13 protein-coding genes are annotated in these 17,142 nt (G+C 65.5%); 4 read left to right on the top strand and 9 right to left on the bottom strand.

What is annotated here, in order from left to right; translation table 11 throughout:
* Positions 1-74: 74 nt before the first annotated feature.
* Positions 75-1,094, bottom strand: coding sequence for a Leu/Phe/Val dehydrogenase (locus AC07PQ_RS09750; protein ID WP_007932382.1), 1,020 nt, complete (start codon positions 1,092-1,094; stop codon positions 75-77).
* A gap of 183 nt (positions 1,095-1,277) precedes the next feature.
* On the opposite strand from AC07PQ_RS09750, the gene AC07PQ_RS09745 reads away from it, so the two are divergent.
* The 3 genes from AC07PQ_RS09745 to AC07PQ_RS09735 all read left to right on the top strand — a co-directional run bounded on the left by AC07PQ_RS09745 (position 1,278) and on the right by AC07PQ_RS09735 (position 3,486).
* Positions 1,278-2,081 (top strand): SirB1 family protein, encoded by an 804-nt coding sequence (locus tag AC07PQ_RS09745; RefSeq protein ID WP_007932379.1) that lies wholly within the window; start codon positions 1,278-1,280, stop codon positions 2,079-2,081.
* A 68-nt stretch (positions 2,082-2,149) separates the two neighbouring features.
* The gene (locus AC07PQ_RS09740) at positions 2,150-2,962 is read left to right on the top strand and encodes a class I SAM-dependent methyltransferase (RefSeq protein ID WP_007932377.1); all 813 of its coding nucleotides are present in this window, start codon (positions 2,150-2,152) and stop codon (positions 2,960-2,962) included.
* A gap of 56 nt (positions 2,963-3,018) precedes the next feature.
* Positions 3,019-3,486 carry a GNAT family N-acetyltransferase gene (locus AC07PQ_RS09735; protein WP_493185410.1) on the top strand — a complete coding sequence of 156 codons (468 nt, stop codon included), beginning with the start codon at positions 3,019-3,021 and terminating at the stop codon, positions 3,484-3,486.
* 12 nt (positions 3,487-3,498) lie between these two features.
* On the opposite strand, the gene AC07PQ_RS09730 is transcribed toward AC07PQ_RS09735, so the two are convergent.
* From AC07PQ_RS09730 to hmgA, 4 genes are all read right to left on the bottom strand, one after another.
* Entirely contained in the window at positions 3,499-4,869 is a 1,371-nt protein-coding gene (locus tag AC07PQ_RS09730; protein WP_493185409.1) for an MFS transporter, read from the bottom strand.
* Positions 4,870-5,099: 230 nt separating this feature from the next.
* Positions 5,100-5,738: a maleylacetoacetate isomerase gene (gene maiA / locus AC07PQ_RS09725; RefSeq protein WP_009042230.1), complete on the bottom strand. Its 639-nt coding sequence runs from the start codon at positions 5,736-5,738 to the stop codon at positions 5,100-5,102.
* A gap of 15 nt (positions 5,739-5,753) precedes the next feature.
* Entirely contained in the window at positions 5,754-7,058 is a 1,305-nt protein-coding gene (fahA, locus tag AC07PQ_RS09720) for a fumarylacetoacetase (protein ID WP_007930808.1), read from the bottom strand.
* A gap of 3 nt (positions 7,059-7,061) precedes the next feature.
* The gene (hmgA, locus tag AC07PQ_RS09715) at positions 7,062-8,366 is read right to left on the bottom strand and encodes a homogentisate 1,2-dioxygenase (RefSeq protein WP_007930807.1); all 1,305 of its coding nucleotides are present in this window, start codon (positions 8,364-8,366) and stop codon (positions 7,062-7,064) included.
* Positions 8,367-8,532: 166 nt separating this feature from the next.
* Between hmgA and AC07PQ_RS09710 the strand changes: the two genes are divergently transcribed.
* Positions 8,533-9,324, top strand: coding sequence for an IclR family transcriptional regulator (locus AC07PQ_RS09710; protein ID WP_007930806.1), 792 nt, complete (start codon positions 8,533-8,535; stop codon positions 9,322-9,324).
* A 197-nt stretch (positions 9,325-9,521) separates the two neighbouring features.
* On the opposite strand, the gene AC07PQ_RS09705 is transcribed toward AC07PQ_RS09710, so the two are convergent.
* From AC07PQ_RS09705 to AC07PQ_RS09690, 4 genes are all read right to left on the bottom strand, one after another.
* On the bottom strand, positions 9,522-12,065 hold the full coding sequence (locus AC07PQ_RS09705) for a LuxR C-terminal-related transcriptional regulator (protein WP_493185408.1): 2,544 nt from the start codon (positions 12,063-12,065) through the stop codon (positions 9,522-9,524).
* A 149-nt stretch (positions 12,066-12,214) separates the two neighbouring features.
* Positions 12,215-13,582 carry a DUF1329 domain-containing protein gene (locus tag AC07PQ_RS09700; protein ID WP_493185407.1) on the bottom strand — a complete coding sequence of 456 codons (1,368 nt, stop codon included), beginning with the start codon at positions 13,580-13,582 and terminating at the stop codon, positions 12,215-12,217.
* A 25-nt stretch (positions 13,583-13,607) separates the two neighbouring features.
* Entirely contained in the window at positions 13,608-15,401 is a 1,794-nt protein-coding gene (locus AC07PQ_RS09695; RefSeq protein WP_493185406.1) for a DUF1302 domain-containing protein, read from the bottom strand.
* A gap of 633 nt (positions 15,402-16,034) precedes the next feature.
* Positions 16,035-16,946 carry an SDR family oxidoreductase gene (locus AC07PQ_RS09690; protein WP_007929802.1) on the bottom strand — a complete coding sequence of 304 codons (912 nt, stop codon included), beginning with the start codon at positions 16,944-16,946 and terminating at the stop codon, positions 16,035-16,037.
* Positions 16,947-17,142: the final 196 nt, after the last annotated feature.

The following is a 17,142-nucleotide window of genomic DNA, read 5'->3' as shown; positions in this document are numbered from 1 at the left end:
AGCGTGCAGTTGTTGCGCCTCGCGCTTGTGGCGCGGAGCTTACAGGGCGAAATGGCCGGGTAAGGCCCTCGCGCCTAGCGGTACAGCACGCGCTCCGCCAAGTCGTCGGCCACCCGCGCCGGGGAGCGCTTTTCAGCCTGGGCATGGGCGAAGACCTCGGTGAGCCGCTGGCTGATCTTCGACAGGTGGGCGGTGATGGTCGCCAGGTCTTCACCGCGATGCTTGAGCGAAACGTAGATCAGCCCGCCGGCGTTGATCACGTAATCCGGCGCGTAGAGGATGCCGCGGTTTTCCAGCTGGTCGGCGACCTGCAGGTTGGTCAGCTGGTTGTTGGCCGAGCCGGCGACCGCCGAGCAGCGCAGTTGCGCCACGCTGTGGCTGTTGAGCACGCCACCCAGCCCGCAGGGCGCGAGGATGTCGCACGGGGTGCTGAGCAAGGCTTCGTTGGCGATGGGATGGGCGCCCAGTTGCTCCATGGCCAGTTGCACCTTGCCGGAATCGATATCGCTGACCAGCAGTTCGGCGCCCGCGGCATGCAACTGCTCGGCGAGGGCGAAGCCGACATTGCCCAGGCCCTGGATCGCCACCCGCAAGCCTTCGAGGTTGTCGCTGCCCAGGCGCGCCATGGCGGTGGCGCGGATGCCGGCGAACACCCCCATGGCGGCATGCGGTGCCGGATCGCCGGAGGCGGTGGTGCTGGTGACGTGCTGGGTGGTTTGCGCGATGCAGTCCATGTCGGCGACCGAGGTGCCGCTGTCGATGGCGGTGATGTAGCGGCCATCGAGTTGCTCGACGCAGCGCCCGAAGGCTTCGAACAATGCGGCGCGGCTTTCGACGTGTGGCGGACGGATGATGACCGCCTTGCCGCCGCCGTGGGGCAAGCCGGCCAGGGCGGCCTTGTAGCTCATGCCTTGGGCCAGGCGCACGGCATCGACCACGGCACTTTCGTCGTCGGGGTAGGCAAGGTAACGACAGCCTCCCAAGGCAGGCCCCAGGCGGCTGCTATGAATGGCAATCACCGCCTTCAACCCGGTGGCCGGGTCAACGCTCAGGTGCAGCGATTCAAGGCGAGTGCTTTGCATGAGAGCGAACATCGTCGGGCTCCCGAATCACTTCTTGTAGTCGCCAGTATAGGCTTGTGCATGAAAATTGCTGGAGCGCGCGGGAATAAGCCCGGTGCCTTACCGGGCTTTAGGAAATAACCTGCTACGGCATGTGTGCGGCACTGGACGAACGCCCGCGACGGGGCTAAAACGAGGCATTCGCTGGAGATTTCGATGAACCCGCGTCAAGCTTTTTTCGCCTGCCTGCAACAGTCCCCGCCCGCCCTTTTCGAGGCGGCGCTGTGGATCGCCGCCGAGCACGACAAAGAGGTGTCGCCCGAGCAGTTGCTGCAAGACTTCAAGGAACTGCAACAGCGGGTCAGCGCAGGCTTGCCGCTGCTGCCGGTCAGCGAACTGGGCCAGCCGCTGCTGCGGCGCATGAACGACCTGGGGTTCCAGCAGGACGAGTTCTTGCCGCTGCGCCCGCAGGCGGCGCTGCTGGACAAGGTGCTGCACACCCGGCGCGGGCAACCGCTGGCGCTGGGGCTGATTGCCCTGGAGCTGGCGCGGCGCCTGGAGATCCCCATGGTCGGGGTCAACTTCCCCGGGCACTTTCTGTTGCGCGTGCCCGGTGCCGATCACCTGCTCGACCCTTGCGGCGGGCGCCGCCTGTACCCCAACGACTGCCGTGAGCTGCTGGAGCGCCAGTACGGGCCGAACATCAAGCTGGCCGCCGAGCACCTGGCCACGGCCAGCCCGCAGCAAATGCTCCAGCGCCTGTCGCGCAACCTGCGCCAGTTGCACCTGAGCCACGACGACCACCTCAATGCGCTGATCGATGCCGAGCGGGTCCTGGAACTGGGCAATGGCAGCGCCTCCGACTACCTGGCCCGCGCCAGCCTCTACCAGCACCTGGACTGCCCCAACGCCGAACGCTTCGACCTGGAACACGCCCTGCTGCTCAGCGAAGACCCGATCCAGCGCCTGCGCCTGACCGAACGCCTGGGGCACTTGCCACCCAATACCATCGTGCACTGATGGGGCGCTCTGCCTCCCATGCCACAATGCCCGGCGACAACTCTCCGTTTGCTTCAAGGATGAACAGCATGAACAGCGCCGAACGCTTTCTTCAGGACTTTCACCAACGTCGCCCCGGCACCACGCCGCCGGCTTTTTCCGGGCTGAGCCTGCCGGGGCGCGGTTCATCCTACGAGATGCTGGCAGCCACGCTCGCCACCACTCAGCCTCGCGCACGGGTGCTGGACCTGGGCTGCGGCGACGGTTTCCTGCTGGATCTGCTGGCCAGGAAGTATCCCGACGCCCGGTTGACCGGCGTGGACATGAGCGCAACCGAACTGCAGGCGGCCCGCACCCGCCTCGCGAACCGCAGCGTGCTGCTCAATGAGCGGGCCCAGTGCCTGTCGATTGCCACCGGCAGCATCGATGCCGTGGTCTCGCACCTGGCCCTGATGCTAATGAGCGATATCGAACAGGTGCTGGGGGAAATCCATCGGGTTCTGGCCAAGGGCGGGCAACTCTCGGCCATCGTCGGCCGGGCCTTTCTGTTGGGCGAGCCGGGCCAGCACTACTTGCAGGCCTTTCGCACCGCCGCCCGACGCGACCAGCTCCGTCCCTTGCCCCTGGTGGATCCCCGTACTCAGTCACAGCGTGGATGGCGGGAGCTGTTGGGCCACAGCTTCACCTCGCTGCACTTCGAGGAACTGGACCTTGAGTGGACGCCCACCTTCGAGGAGCTCTGGGATTCGTTGGCAGAAACCTACGACCTGGATCGCCTGACACCCGCCAATCGCGCATTGATGAAGAGCGAACTGCGCACGGCCACACAACCCTTGCTCCGAGCGGACGGCACGCTGCTGACCGGCTGGGGGCTGCTGCTGATCCAGGCCAGGGCGGCATGACAGCCCCGCCCGGGCTCTGGCAGGATGCTCGGCTCACACCAGGGAATGGGCACAGCATGCTGATCAGAAAAGCTCATGGCGACGACGCGCAACGCATCTTCGTCATTCGCAACCAAGCCATCAACCACCAGTGCAGCGGCCATTACCCCGCCGCCGACCTGCAGGTCTGGACCGCCGGCAGCCTAGGGGACTACTTCGTCGAAGTCCTGAAGAAGACCGGGCACGTAGCCGTCATCGACGACCAGATCGCCGCCAGCGGCATGCTCGATCCGGAGTCGGGGCAGGTCGATGCGGTGTTTGTCGATCCGGCGTACATGGGCCGCGGGATCGGCCGGCAGATGATGGACTACCTCGAACAGCTGGCACTGCAGGCCGGCCTACCGCACCTGATCCTGGACTCGACCCTGAACGCCGCAGACTTCTATCGCCACTGCGGCTTCGTCGGCGAGCAGGTTGCCCAGTACCATTCGCCCCGGGGCCTGACCCTGGCCTGCGTGCCGATGATCAAGCATCTGGCACGCTGAGCCCGCGCGCCTTCAGGGTTTGAGCGGCGCCTGCAGTTCTGGTGCAGGCCCCGCGCCTGCCGAAGGCGCCTCGGACGGCGAGCGCACCTGGATGATCAGCAGCGCCGCAATCACCGCCGGAATCGCGCAGAAGAAAAAGATCTGCTGCACCGGGATGTGCATCGCCAGCAGCAGGCTGCCGAACAGCGGGCCGAGGATCGAGCCGAAGCGGCCGACGCCCAGGGCCCAGCCGGTGCCGGTGGCGCGGACATGGGCCGGGTAGAAGTTGCTGGCGAAGGCGTTGAGGGTCAGTTGGCCGCCGATGATGCAGAAGCCGGCGGCGAAGACGAAGGCCACCAGGTAACGCGGATTATCGTGGTTCAGGCCCAACAGCAGGGTGCACAGCGCCGCCCCGGCCAGCACCGCCGAGAGCAGCCGTACCTTGCGTTGCAGGCGGTCGGCGAACCAGGCCATGCAGATCGCCCCCAGGGTGCCGGCGAACAGGAACATCGAGGTCACCAGGTTCGCTTCGTTCAACCCCAGGCCACTTTCCAGCAGCAGCGACGGCAACCAACTGATCATGAAATACAGCAGGATCAGGCTGACGAAAAAGGTCGACCAGATCAGCAGCGTCGGGCGCGCATAACCGTGGCGGAACAGCTCGATCACCGTGAGCTTGCTGCCCTGCTCGGCTTGGTTCTGCGCGGCCGAGGCGGCCGGTGGTTGCCAGTCCGGCAGCATGCGCGCGGTGACCTTGCGCAGGCGGGCATAAGGCGGCTGATCGCGCAGCAGGCGCGGCAACGATTCGGGGAGGAACCAGGCCAGGAAGGGAAACAGCAGCAACGGCGTGACGCCGCCGGCGAGGAACACCGCCTGCCAGCCGAAGCGGTCGATGAAACCCGCGGCGACAAAACCGCCGGCCGCGCCGCCGAAAGAGAAACCGCAGGCGGCCAGGGTCACCATCAGGGTACGCAGGCGCGGCGGCGAATATTCCGACATCAGCGCCATGGCGCTGGGCATCGCCCCGCCCATGCCGATGCCACAGATAAAACGCGCGACCATCAGGCTGTTCAGCGAATCGGCGAACACCATCATCACCGTGAGGCTGGCGTAGATCAGCACGCAGGCCAGCAGAATCCGCCGCACGCCAAACCGGTCCGCCAGCGGCGTCACCGCCAGCGAGCCCAGGGTCAGGCCCAGCAGGTTGGCACTGAACACCGGACCGAACGCGGCCTTTTCCAGGCCCCAATCCTGGGCCAGGGCCGGCACCACATAACCCAGCACCTGGGCGTCGTAGCCGTCGGTGACCAGCAACAGGGCCAGGAGCAGAAGAAGCAACCACTGATAACGCGACACCGGACGGGCGTCGAGGGCCGCCCGGAAGCTGGCAATCTGATTGTGCATCGCAAGGTACCTGCTGTTTTTTATGGTTATGGAAGCCGGCAGACCGTCATTGCTCTTGGGCGACAAGGATCGGTCTTGTGTACATCTTCAGGCGCGGGAACACGCTGCTGCCGCAGGCCTGTCTCCTGTAGCCGCTGCCGCAGGCTGCGATAAGGCCGAAGGCCTTCAGCGATCCAGAGATCTTCGCGACCGTTCCGGTCGATCGCAGCCTGCGGCAGCGGCTACACAGGTCAGGCGGGCGTATCGGGCTGGTTGGCCGGGTGGGCCTTCTGGAACGCCGGATGTTCGGCGGCCAGGGCGGCGACCCGGCGAATCCGTGGGTAGGCGTCCAATGGCACCTTGAAGCGCTCGGCCGCGTACAACTGGGGAATCAGGAAGGTGTCGGCCAGCCCCGGTTGCTCGCCGAAGCAATACCCCTGCTCACCGATCAACTGCTCGACCGCCGCCAGGCCGTTGCTGATCCAGTGGCCGATCCACTCCAGCACCCGCGCCTCATCGTAGCCCCACTGGCGCAGCAGGTTCTGCGTGCTGGAGTTGTGCAGCGGATGGATATCGCAGCCGATCAGCAACGCCACCGCCCGTTCGTGGGCGCGGGCCGCCAGCTCCTTGGAGAGCAGCGGCACCTGTGGATAACGTTCTTCCAGGTATTCGACGATGGCCAGCGACTGGATCAGCAGCTCGCCGTCATCGGTACGCAAGGCCGGCACACGGCCTTGCGGGTTGATCTGCAGGTATTGCGGCTGGCGGTTCGCACCGCCGCCGGCCGCCAGCAGGTTGACCGGCAGCGCCTGGTAGTCCAGGCCCTTGAGCGCCAGGGCGATGCGCACCCGGTAGGACGCGGTCGAACGGTAGTAGGTATAGAGCTCCATAACGCGCACCTCTTCTTAACGGGCAGGCAGGATTTTGCCGCGGCATTCGCCGAAACCGATGGAGGCGAAACCCTCGCGGCGGCAGCGGCCGCGCAGGATGATTTCGTCGCCGTCCTCAAGAAACTTACGCACTTCGCCGGACGCCAGTTCGATCGGTTTCTTACCGCCTTCGGTGATTTCCAGCAGGCTGCCGAACTGGTTGCTTTGCGGGCCCGACAGGGTGCCCGAACCGAACAGGTCGCCGGCCTGCAACTGGCAGCCGTTGACGCTGTGGTGAGCGACCATCTGCGCCACGGTCCAGTACATGTACTGGGTGTTGCTCAGGGTCAGGCGGTGGGCCGGCAGACCTTGCTCGCGCATCGCTTCGGTGAGCAGCAGCACTTCCAGCTCGATGTCGAAACCACCGGCGGCCTGGTCGCGCTTGTCCAGCAGGTACGGCAGCGGCTGCGGGTCGCCTTCGGGACGTGGTGTCTGGGCACGGCGGAACGGCTCCAGGGCTTCGGCCGTCACCACCCAGGGCGAGATGCTGGTGATGAAGCTTTTCGACAGGAACGGGCCCAGCGGCTGGTATTCCCAGGCCTGGATATCCCGCGCCGACCAGTCGTTGAGCAGGCAGAAGCCGGCGATGTGCTCGGCAGCGTCGCCAATGGCGATCGGCTCGCCCAGTTCATTGCCCTGGCCGATCCAGATGCCCAGCTCCAGTTCGTAGTCCAGCCGCGCGCATGGGCCGAAGGTCGGCTCGCTCTGGCCGGCGGGCAGGGTCTGGCCCTTGGGCCGGCGTACGTCGGCACCGGAAGTACGGATGGTGGAAGCGCGGCCGTGGTAACCGATCGGCACGTATTTGTAGTTCGGCAGCAACGGGTTGTCCGGGCGGAACAGCTTGCCGACGTTCTGCGCGTGCTCGATGCCGACATAGAAGTCGGTGTAGTCATTGATCCTTGCCGGCAAGTGCATCTGGCAATCGGCGGCCAGGGGCAGCAGTTTCGCGCCCTGGGCCTCGACCTTGCCGCGCAGGCTGCTGCCCTCGCCGAGCAATTCCAGCAGGCGCTCGCGCAGGGCCACGCGGGCCGGGCGGCCCAGTTCGAAAAAGGCATTCAACTGGCCGCCACGGGTGGCATCCACCGCAGCCTTGGCCGGGCCCTCGAACAGCCCGGCGTCGAGCGCCGCTTCCAGGTCGAAGATGTGCTCGCCGATGGCCACGCCGCTGCGCGGCGCCGAACCCTTGTGGCTGAACACCCCCAGCGGCAGGTTCTGCAGCGGGAAGTCGGCATGGTCGTTGGCGGAGGCAACCCAGCTGCGGGTGATGGTTGGCTGATTCATGGGTTATTTCCGATTCGGGTTGAAGGTGGCGGGCAGCGAGGCCCAGCAAGCATCGTAGTCGTTCTGCAATTGCGGGCACTCCAGGGCGAACTGGCTCGGACGCAGCACCTGGCTGGTCTCGAACATGAAGGCCATGGTGTTGTCGATCTTGGCTGGTTGCAGTTCGGCGTTGATGGCCTTGGTGCAGCTTTCGCCATCCGGGCCGTGGGCGCTCATGCAGCTGTGCAGCGAAGCGCCGCCGGGCACGAAGCCTTCGGCCTTGGCATCGTAGGCGCCCTGGATCAGGCCCATGTATTCGTTCATCAGGTTGCGGTGGAACCACGGCGGCCGGAAGGTGTTCTCAGCCACCATCCAGCGCGGCGGGAAGATCACGAAGTCCAGGTTGGCCAGGCCGTGCACGCTGGTGGGCGAGGTCAGCACGGTAAAAATCGACGGGTCCGGGTGATCGAAGCTGACGGTGCCGATGGTATTGAAACGGCGCAGGTCATATTTGTACGGCACGTTGTTGCCGTGCCAGGCCACCACGTTCAGGGGCGAATGATCCAGCTCGCAACCCCACAGCTCGCCGAGGAATTTCTGCACCAGGGTCGTCGGCTGCTTGAGGTCTTCGTAGTGGGCGACCGGGGTCAGGAAGTCCCGCGGGTTGGCCAGGCCGTTGCTGCCGATCGGCCCCAGGTCGGGCAGGCGCAGGGGCGCGCCGTGGTTTTCGGCTATATAGCCGCGCGCCTGCGGGTCCAGCAGTTCGACGCGGAACTTCAGGCCGCGGGGCAATACCGCGATCTCCAGCGGTTCGACTTCCAGCACCCCAAGCTCGGTGGCGATGCGCAGGCGGCCCTGTTCGGGTACCAGCAGCAACTCGCCGTCGGCGTTGAAGAACACCCGCTCCATGGAGCGGTTGGCGCGGTAGGTGTAGATGCTGATCCCGGCGGGTTTCTGCGCTGCCGAGTTGGCGACCATGTTCACCAGGCCGTCGATGAAGTCGGTCGGCTCACTCGGAATATCCAGCGGGTTCCAGCGCAACCGGTTGGGCGTGATCTCGCCCAGCGGCCCGCCTGCCAGCTGGCGATCCAGCTTGGCGAAGGCCGGGTGGTTGGCCGATGGCTGGATACGGTACATCCAGGTGCGCCGCGCTTCGCTGCGGGCCATGGTGAAGGCCGTGCCGGAGAAGAGTTCGGTGTAGAGGCCGTAAGGGGCTTTTTGCGGGGAGTTCTGGCCGACGGGCAAGGCGCCTGGCAGGGCCTCGCTGGAAAACTGGTTGCCGAAGCCCGACTGGTACGCCAGCCCGGACGCCGTGGAATCGAGGTTCATGGAGCCTCCTGGAAGTGGAGTTGGCAGCGGCCAGCGACTCCATGGGGAGAGTTCTCGGCACGCCAGCGTTATTTTTATCGTAATCCAATTACGGATAACGTAATTTGATTGGTATTGACCGTCAAGCTATAAAGACGCCCATTCGTCCCGGGATCACACCACTTCCATGGAAAAGCCGCGCAGCACCAGCGACAGCAACGGTAAACAGAAAGTCCGCTCAGCCGAGGTCGGCACCGACATCCTCAAGGCCCTGGCCGAGCTGTCGCCGGCGACCTCGCTGTCGCGCCTGGCCGAACATGTGCAGATGCCGGCGAGCAAGGTTCACCGTTACCTGCAAGCGCTGATCGCCAGTGGCTTCGCCGAACAGAACACCGCCACCAACCACTATGGCCTGGGCCGCGAGGCCTTGCGGGTGGGCATGGCGGCGCTGGGCAGCATGGATGTACTGAAGGTCGCCGCCCTGCCCCTGGCCGAGTTGCGCGATGAATTGAACGAGACCTGCTTCCTCGCGGTATGGGGCAACCAGGGCGCGACTGTGGTGCATATCGAACCGGCTGTGCGCGCGGTGACGGTGGTGACCCAACTGGGTTCGGTGCTGCCCTTGCTCAGCTCGTCCACCGGGCTGGTGTTCGGCGCCTACCTGCCGAATCGCGAAACCGTCGATTTGCGCGAGCAGGAACTCAAGGCCCACGCGCCCCACGCGCTGGCGGACGAGCAGGCCTATGCCGCCCTGTGCGAGCAGATCCGCCAGCGCGGCCTGCACCATGTGCACGGCCTGCTGATGCCCGGCGTGGATGCCTTGTCGGCGCCGGTGTTCGACGCCACCGGCAAGGTCGCCGCCGTGCTGACGGTGGTTGGCCCGACCTCGCTGTTCCACGCCGACGAAAACGGCCCGGCGGCGCAACGCCTGCTGGCCGCGTCCCAGGCGGTGAGCTGGCGCATGGGTTACCAACCCTAGACGCGGATCCATCCAATCGTCAGCTTTGTGGCCGCTGCGCGACCGATCGCAGGCTGCGCCAGCGGCTACAACAACCCCGACCTCTGTAGCCGCTGCCGAAGGCTGCGATCGGCGGCGCAGCCGTCGTAAAAGAGGGCCACGCGGTTTAGCAGATGCACCGCGCCGTCAGGTTGGCGGCCCTGATATCTGTCCGACCACTACATCAATCCCAACGTCTTGGCCTTGGCCACGGCCTGGGTGCGGCGCTCCACCCCGAGCTTGCTGTGAATGCGCCGCGCATGGGTCTTCACCGTGTGCAGGGAAATGAACAATTGCTCGGCGATCTGCTGGTTGGAGCTGCCCAGGGCGATCAGTTGCAGCACCTCCAGCTCCCGCTGGCTCAGCGGGCTCTCCCCTGCCACCGGCAGCGGCATGGGCGCTTCGGGTTTGGCCACCGGCTGGACATCAAACATCCGCGGCTGACGCAGACGCAATTCATGCAGCGCCTGGTGCAGGTTGCACCGGGCACCGAGTTCCAGCCCCTCCTGCAAGGCACGGGCGGACAACACCCGATCCCCCAGCAGGAAAGCGACCTCGGCCAGGGCCAGGTGCAACTCGGTCTGCAGGCACAGCATGCCCCGTTGCCGGGCCTGTTCGAGCAGGCGCTGCAAGTTTGCCACCGGTGCCTCGGCACGCTGCAGGTACACCTCGGCCAGCACCAGCAGGTACTCGATACGCGGAATCAGCTCGAGGGTGGCCGGTGGCGCCTGGCGCGCCTGGGGCCCGCGGTAGTGACGCAGCACCCGGCTCAAGGCCTCCTGGGCCAGTTCTGGCCGCCCCTGTTGCAACCAGAACACGCTGCTGACCTGCAGCAGCACGGCGCGGTACACCGTGTCCGGGATCTGCCGTTGCTGCATCAGCCGCTCGGCATCGCGCAGGCGCACAAACGCGTGGGCATAGTCGCCCTGGTTGGCGGCCAGGAACGCCTGGCCGAGAAACCCGTACAGGGCGCGCTTGTCGTGACTGAGCAGACAGCGTTCGAGCCCGCTCTGGAAGTGCCCGGCGGCCTGTTCCGCCTGCCCCTGGCGCAAGGCCAGGCGCCCTTGGCGCAAGGCGATACGACCCAGCAGCGGGCCGACCCGATAAGCCTGGCGACTCAACAATTGCTGCACATCGTCCAGCAGGCTCTGCGCCCTGTGGGGCGCCCCACGCTGCTCCAGCAGTTGGGCATGGTCCAGCTCCAGCAGCGCTTCGAACAGCAATGAATCCTGGGCCCGGGCCAGGCACAGCGCCTCGCGGTTGAGCATCTGCGCCACGTCCAGTTCGCCCCTGAGCAAGGCCTGCTGGGTCAGGCCCGAAAGGCACAGCAGGCGGGTCGGCCAGGCATGGGCCGGCAGTTCGGTCAGCGCCTCGAGAAAATGCATCCGCGCCGGTTCCATCAACCCTTGCAGATGCAGCAGCCAGCCCTGCTGCGCCTGCCAGCGCGCCACCAGTTGCCGCTGCCCGGAGGCCGTCGGCTGCGGCGTGAAACGCGCCATCTGCGCCACGCAGTGTTGCGCCTGGTCGAAACGCCCGGCGAACAGCAAGGCCGCCGTCAACAGCCCGACCAACTGCGGGCTGCCGAGCAGCAGTTCCTCGCCCTGCTGCTCATGCAAACGCAACAGCAACACCACATTCTGCTGCTCGAACAGGTGCTCGAAACTGAAGTGCTGCAACAGGCTGACCGCCACTTCGTATTCCTGCGCCAGCAACGCCTGCTCGAACGCCGCCTGCCAGTCCTCCTGCGCGGCGAACCACTGGCAGGCACGGCGATGCCAGGAGCGTCCCGCCGGCCAGGGCTCGTCGCGCATCAGCCGGGACAGGGGCGCGAACACTTGCAGCCACTCCGGCGCAGCCTCCCAGGGTTCGATGAAGCAGCCCAGTTCCTGCAATGTCCGCAGGTACTGGGCACCCTCCCCGGCGCCGAACAGGTGCTCGCACAACGGCGCATTGAAGCGCGGCAGGTGCGCCAGCACATGCCAGACCTCGGACAGCTCCGCCGGCAACACGCTGAACAGTTCGTGCTCCAGGTATTCCAGCAGGGTATTGGGCCGCCCCTGCCGGCACGGCGTGGCCACCAGCTCGCTGCCTTCGAGCAGGGCGATGCGCACCCCGGCGCACCAGCCCGCACTGCGCTGGAAAATCCGGCTGGCGGTGTGGATCGACAAAGGCTGCGGCAATTGTTGCAGCAGTCGCTCGATGTCCTCCTGGGTGAACGCCAGCTCGGGCCCCGTGCATTCGTAGAGCTGGTCGTCGAGCAGCAGCCGCGGCCAGTTGCATTGCGGCCGGCGGCGGCCGCCCAGCCACCAGGTCAGCGCCGGGTTGCTGATCGCCAGCAGGCGGTCGAGCAGCAGGTCCAGCGGCGGCGCGGCGACCCGACAATAGTCGTCGAGGAACAGCCAGGTCGGAGTCTGCACCTGCGCCAGATGGTCCAGCACGGCGGCCTCGTCCGATACGGCCAGGCCCAGCGCCCGCGCCAGCTCGCCGCACAATTGCAGCGGTGTCTGCGCGGCCCCGGCCTGGGGCAACCAGCACACCCGGCACCCGGGCGGCGCCTGCAACAGGCATTCGGCGAGCAGGGCCGTCTTGCCGCTGCCGGCCGGAGCACAGAGCAGTTTCACCCGGGCGGGCGACGCCAGGAGCGGGGCACTCAGACGGCTGCGGGACAGGTGATGGGAGGACAAACGGGGCAGGAATCCAGGACAGGGAGTCATGGCGGTCATTGCGGCGTGCCTTTTTATAGTTTTAGCCTGCGTGCCCCCCACCCTAGCCTTGTCGCCGGTGCTTGTTGAGAAGTATTCAACACGCTGATCCGCGCCCATAAAAAAGGCGACCGATCGGTCGCCTTTTGCCATCGTTTGTATCCCGGGCCTTACCGAACGCCGGTTGCGCGCAGGGCGGCCGGAGTGTAGTCGGCGGCCTTGGCGGCGAAACCGAACTCGAAGCTGTGCTTCTCTTCGTTCTTCATCCCCAGGGCGAGGTAGCGCCCGGCGATGATGTCGTACAGCGCTTCGAGGGTGTAGGCCGGCACCTGGGCGTTGTAATAGAACTGCGCATGCCCTTCGGCCACCCGCCACAGCTGGCCACGCCCGTCGTAGTGGTCCACCAGCGCCACCTGCCAGCTGTCCTCGTCGATGTACATGTGGCGCTTGGCATAGATATGCCGCTCGCTCGGCTTGACCGTGCCGACCACTTCCCAGACCCGGTGCAGCTCGTAGCGGGTCAGGTCCTGGTTGATATGCCCGGCCTTGATGATGTCGTCGTACTTGAGGCTCGGCGAATCCAGCTTGTAGCTGTTGTAGGGGATGTACATCTCCTTCTTGCCCACCAGCTTCCAGTCGTAGCGGTCCGGCGCGCCGGAGAACATGTCGAAGTTGTCCGAGGTGCGCAGGCCGTCGGCGGCGGTGCCCGGCCCGTCGTAGGCCACTTGCGGGGCGCGGCGCACACGGCGCTGGCCGGCGTTGTAGATCCACGCCAGGCGCGGCTCCTTCACCTGGTCGAGGGTTTCGTGCACCAGCAGCACGTTACCGGCCAGGCGCGCCGGAGCGGTCACCGCCTGCTTGAAGAAGGTCAGCACGTTGGCGCCTTTCTCCGGGTCCAGGTCGGGGATCTGCTGCGGCACCGCCACCTCTTCCTCGAAGCGGATCGGCGTGTAGCTGCCGTTGGTCTGCGGCGTGGCCTGGGTGATGATCCGGCGCAGGTTGCCGCCGCGATAACGGGTGGTGTGGTTCCACAGCACTTCCACGCCGGTCTTCGGAATCGGGAAGGCGTAGTAGCGGTTGCCGGTGAAATTGGCCAGGCCGTTGCCTTCGTTGATCGAGGTGACGTTCAGCGCGCTGCGCTTGGCCGACTCGTAGATGTCCGCCGGCAGGCCGACCGTGCGGTGGGTCGGGTAGACCGGGATCTTGTAAGTTTCCGGGTAGCGCTTGAACATCGCCACCTGGCCGTCGGACAGCTTGTCCTTGTACTTGTCGACAGTGGCCGCGGTGATGGTGAACAGCGGCTTCTCGTTGGCGAACGGGTCGGCGAGGAAGCCCTTGGCGTCCACCGCCCCGGCGTTCTTGCCGATACCACCGGTCCAGGCCGGGATCGAGCCGTCGGCATTGCCGGCCTTTTCCGCGCCGAGCGGGGTCAGGCTGGTGCCGAGCTTGTCCGCTTCCTGCGGGGTGACCGCCGCCATCCCGTTGGCCGCCAGCAGGGTCAAGGCCAGGGCGCCGCATTGCAAAATCGTCTTGCGCATAAAGTTGTCCTTCTTCAGGGCCGGATCAGAAGTTCACGCCGAAGCTCAACGCGAGGAAGTCGCGGTCTTTGAGGGTGTTGTAGTCACCGCCGAAAAAGTCGGTGTAACTGAGGCTGGCGGTGTAGGTGTTGCGGTAGTCGGCATCGACCCCGAGGCTCACCGCCTTGGCGCCTTCGTTGAACAGGCCATTGGGCCCGTAGCCGTTGACGTCGTGGGACCAGGACAGGTTGGGCTTGAGGTTGATCCCGGCGATCAGGTTGTTGTAATCGAGGATCGCCCGGGCGCGATAACCCCAGGACGTGGCGGTGACGAAACCGTCGGTATCGCCACCGAAACCGTACTGGCCGTAGACCGAATCGCGGCCGTAGCGCAGCTCGCTTTTCGACTCCAGGCCACCGACATGCACGATCGCCGCCTCGCCCACCAGGGTCAGGCGGTCGGCGCCCAGCACCTGGTCGAAGAACTGGGTCAGGGTGCTCTGGACCTGGGTGATTTCCTTGCGCCGGTAACCGGTGTTGTCGGCGCCCGCCGAGGTCCGCACCGGCGACGCCAGGCCACCGGCGATGGGGTTGACCAGGGCCAGGGTCAGGTCGTTGGTGTTGACCTGCACCGGGGCGTTGGGCCGGTAGCTGATCTCGCCGGTCCAGGCGGTGCCGGTGGGCAGCGTGGTGGAGAAGCTGGCGCCGTACAGGCGGATGTCTTCCGGGTACTCGAGGTAGTACTGGCCACGCCCGAGCATCACGCTCTGGGCCAGGGCCGAACCGGTGCCCGGGGCGATGCGGTTGGCGGTGCTGACGATCCCCGGAATGCTCGCCAGAGTGCTGCTCCCGGCGGTGATGGTGCCAACCGTCGGGGTGCGCGCGTGGTAGTTCATGAAGTACAGCCCGTACTCGGTGTCATCGCCCAGCCAGCGCAAGGCGGTGCCCCACTGCCCGGAGTCGCGGGCATCGCGGTCACCGGCGCGGCCGATCACCACGCCTTCGGGGGCCACGGTGACGCCCTGGCCGAACGCTGCGGCAATCGGTTGCAGCGGGCGGATCGCCGGGCTGCCGACGGTGTAGCCAGTGGTGCAGCCGTCCGCCACCACGTCGTTGCCGAAGAAGGTGCCGCAGTTGTCGACCACGGTCTGGTCCCACTCCAGCTGATAGAAACCTTCCACGGTCAACTGGTCGGTCAGGCCCTGGGAAGCGAACAGCATGTTCACCGGGATCAGGCCTTCCTTGATCTCCGCGCCAGGACGACGGAATGCGGACACGTCGATCGGGTTGATGCTGTTGATCGAGTTGCCGATGAAGGTGCTTTCGCCCCAGCTGACCACCTGCTTGCCGGCGCGCACGGTGCCCGGAAGGTCGGCGATGGAGTAGTTGTGATAGATGAAGGCATCGAGGATCTGCCCGCCGGACGACTTGGCGCCCTCCTTGCGGTTGTGGTCGCTGATGGGCTTGAACTCGCGGTCCTCGTCCTTGAGTTCGAAGTCGTACCAGTATTTGCCACGGACGAAGACGCCGGTGTCGCCGTACTTCAGTTCAAGGTCATGGATGCCCTTGAAGATCTTCGAAAAGGTCTCACCCTTCTTGAAATTCAGGCGCCCGTCGTCGCCGGTGGAAGACTGCCCGCGACCGCCGTTGGACACACCCACCAGGTCCTTGTCGGCATCGCGCATGCCCCAGCTGGCGCCGATGGACAGCGAAGAATCGAACTGCCCCTCGATCTCTCCGATGTTGAATGAAACGGCCTGCGCCTGGGCGCAGCCCCCCAAGGCCACCGCGACGGCCAGCGCCCGCGGTGTGAAGATGGCGCGCATTGTTGTTTTTGTCATGCGTCTTCCCCGGTGAGTGACAGAAGGCCTCACCCTACTGCCGGCGCACAGGAGCGATAAGCGCACCAAGGAGGTATTCGCGTTGTCGCCCGAAAGGATGAATGCCCTCGCCAGCCGGGCCTTTGCGCGGTGCATCGACGGGCTGGATGGACGGGTATCAGGTGGATGGATTGCGCCCTTGCAGGGCATGTCCGCGCAACGTGCACTACTATTGCCCAGGCTGTAACAGTCCTTGTCCACAATCGCTATTTTTCATTGCACAGCCAGCCCTTATTCTGGCCTCGCTCTCACGGCAAACAGCCACGCAGAGTCGCCCAGAGGTGTGATCACGCCACCTTGGGGGCAAGAGGATTCAGAAGGTTTGAAGCAACGATATTCAGATCTTCACCGGGTGTTCACTGACGTTGATTTGTTGCTCCTTGATCTAACGTCTTCCTTCGGCCGCTGCCTTGCAGCGGCCTTTTTTATGCCCGGTAGAAAGCCAGGTCGATGCTCAAGGTCTGCTCGCCGTGGCAATGGAAACGCTGCAACAGGCGATGGACTGACAGCGCCAGGGTCAGGCCGAAGGCAGTGATGAAGGCATAAGGCGAACAGCCGCGCAGGCCGCGGCTGTTCGGGTTGGCGGGCGCTGCTTCAGATCGCGTATTTCTGCAGGTTCTGCATCATCTCTTTCAAGGCTTCGATGTTGTCCTTGGGATGCGCCGCGCCCTCGAAGTCGCAGATCTGCTGCCAGTGGGCGGCGACATCTTCCGGGGAAAAACCTTCACGCGGATCGAAGCCCAGGCCCAGGCTGCGCTCCCAGCGCACCTTGCCCATCCAGCCGCCGCCGACCTCGAACAGGCCGGAGGTCTCCTGGCAGTTCTCGCTGCCCAGGTACACCACCAGCGGGCTGACCAGCTCGGGCTTGAGTTGCTCGAACACCTGCGGCGGGATCAGCCCTTCGGTCATCCGCGTGCCGCCGGTTGGCGCGATGGCGTTGACCAGGATGTTGTTCTTGCGGCCTTCGATGGCCAGGGTGCGGGTCAGGCCGTAGAGGCCAAGCTTGGCCATGCCGTAGTTGGACTGGCCGAAGTTGCCGTAGATACCGGAGGTGGACGCGGTGAAGATCACCCGGCCATAACCCTGCTCGCGCATGTGCGGCCAGGCGGCGCGGGTCACCTTGTAGGCGCCTTCGACATGGACGCGGTACACCAGGTCCCAATCGGCGTCTTCCATCTTGTGGAAGGTCTTGTCGCGCAGGATGCCGGCGTTGTTCACCACCACATCCACCCGGCCGAAGGCATCCAGGGCGTTCTGCACGATCTTGTCGCCGTCGGTCACCGAATCGTGGTTGGCCTCGGCGATGCCGCCGGCTTCGCGAATCTGCGCCACCACCCGGTCGGCCGCCGAGGCATTGGCGCCCTCGCCCTGGGTCGAACCGCCCAGGTCGTTGACCAGGACCTTCGCCCCGTGCCGGGCGAACAGCAATGCATGAGCCTGCCCCAGACCACCGCCGGCACCGGTGACAATCACGACTTTATTCTCGAAGCGCACAGACTCACTCATACCGAACTCCCACAGGCCAGATGGACAACAGACGGACAATGGCTTCGAGTGTCAGGCACGCGGCTGGCGGTCACAATAAACACGGCTGAAGCTGAATGGTGCGCAATAAGGCAGGGGGATGATCGAGGGGGAACCACGGCGTGGGCCGCATCGGCGTCTGGCATGCACAGGCCAAGGCCGCAGAACCGCGGTAGCT

The organism is Pseudomonas sp. GW821-FHT09E12 (assembly GCF_059416085.1).
Note: the sequence above shows the minus strand (reverse complement) of the source record. Positions and strands in the feature narration are given on the sequence as shown.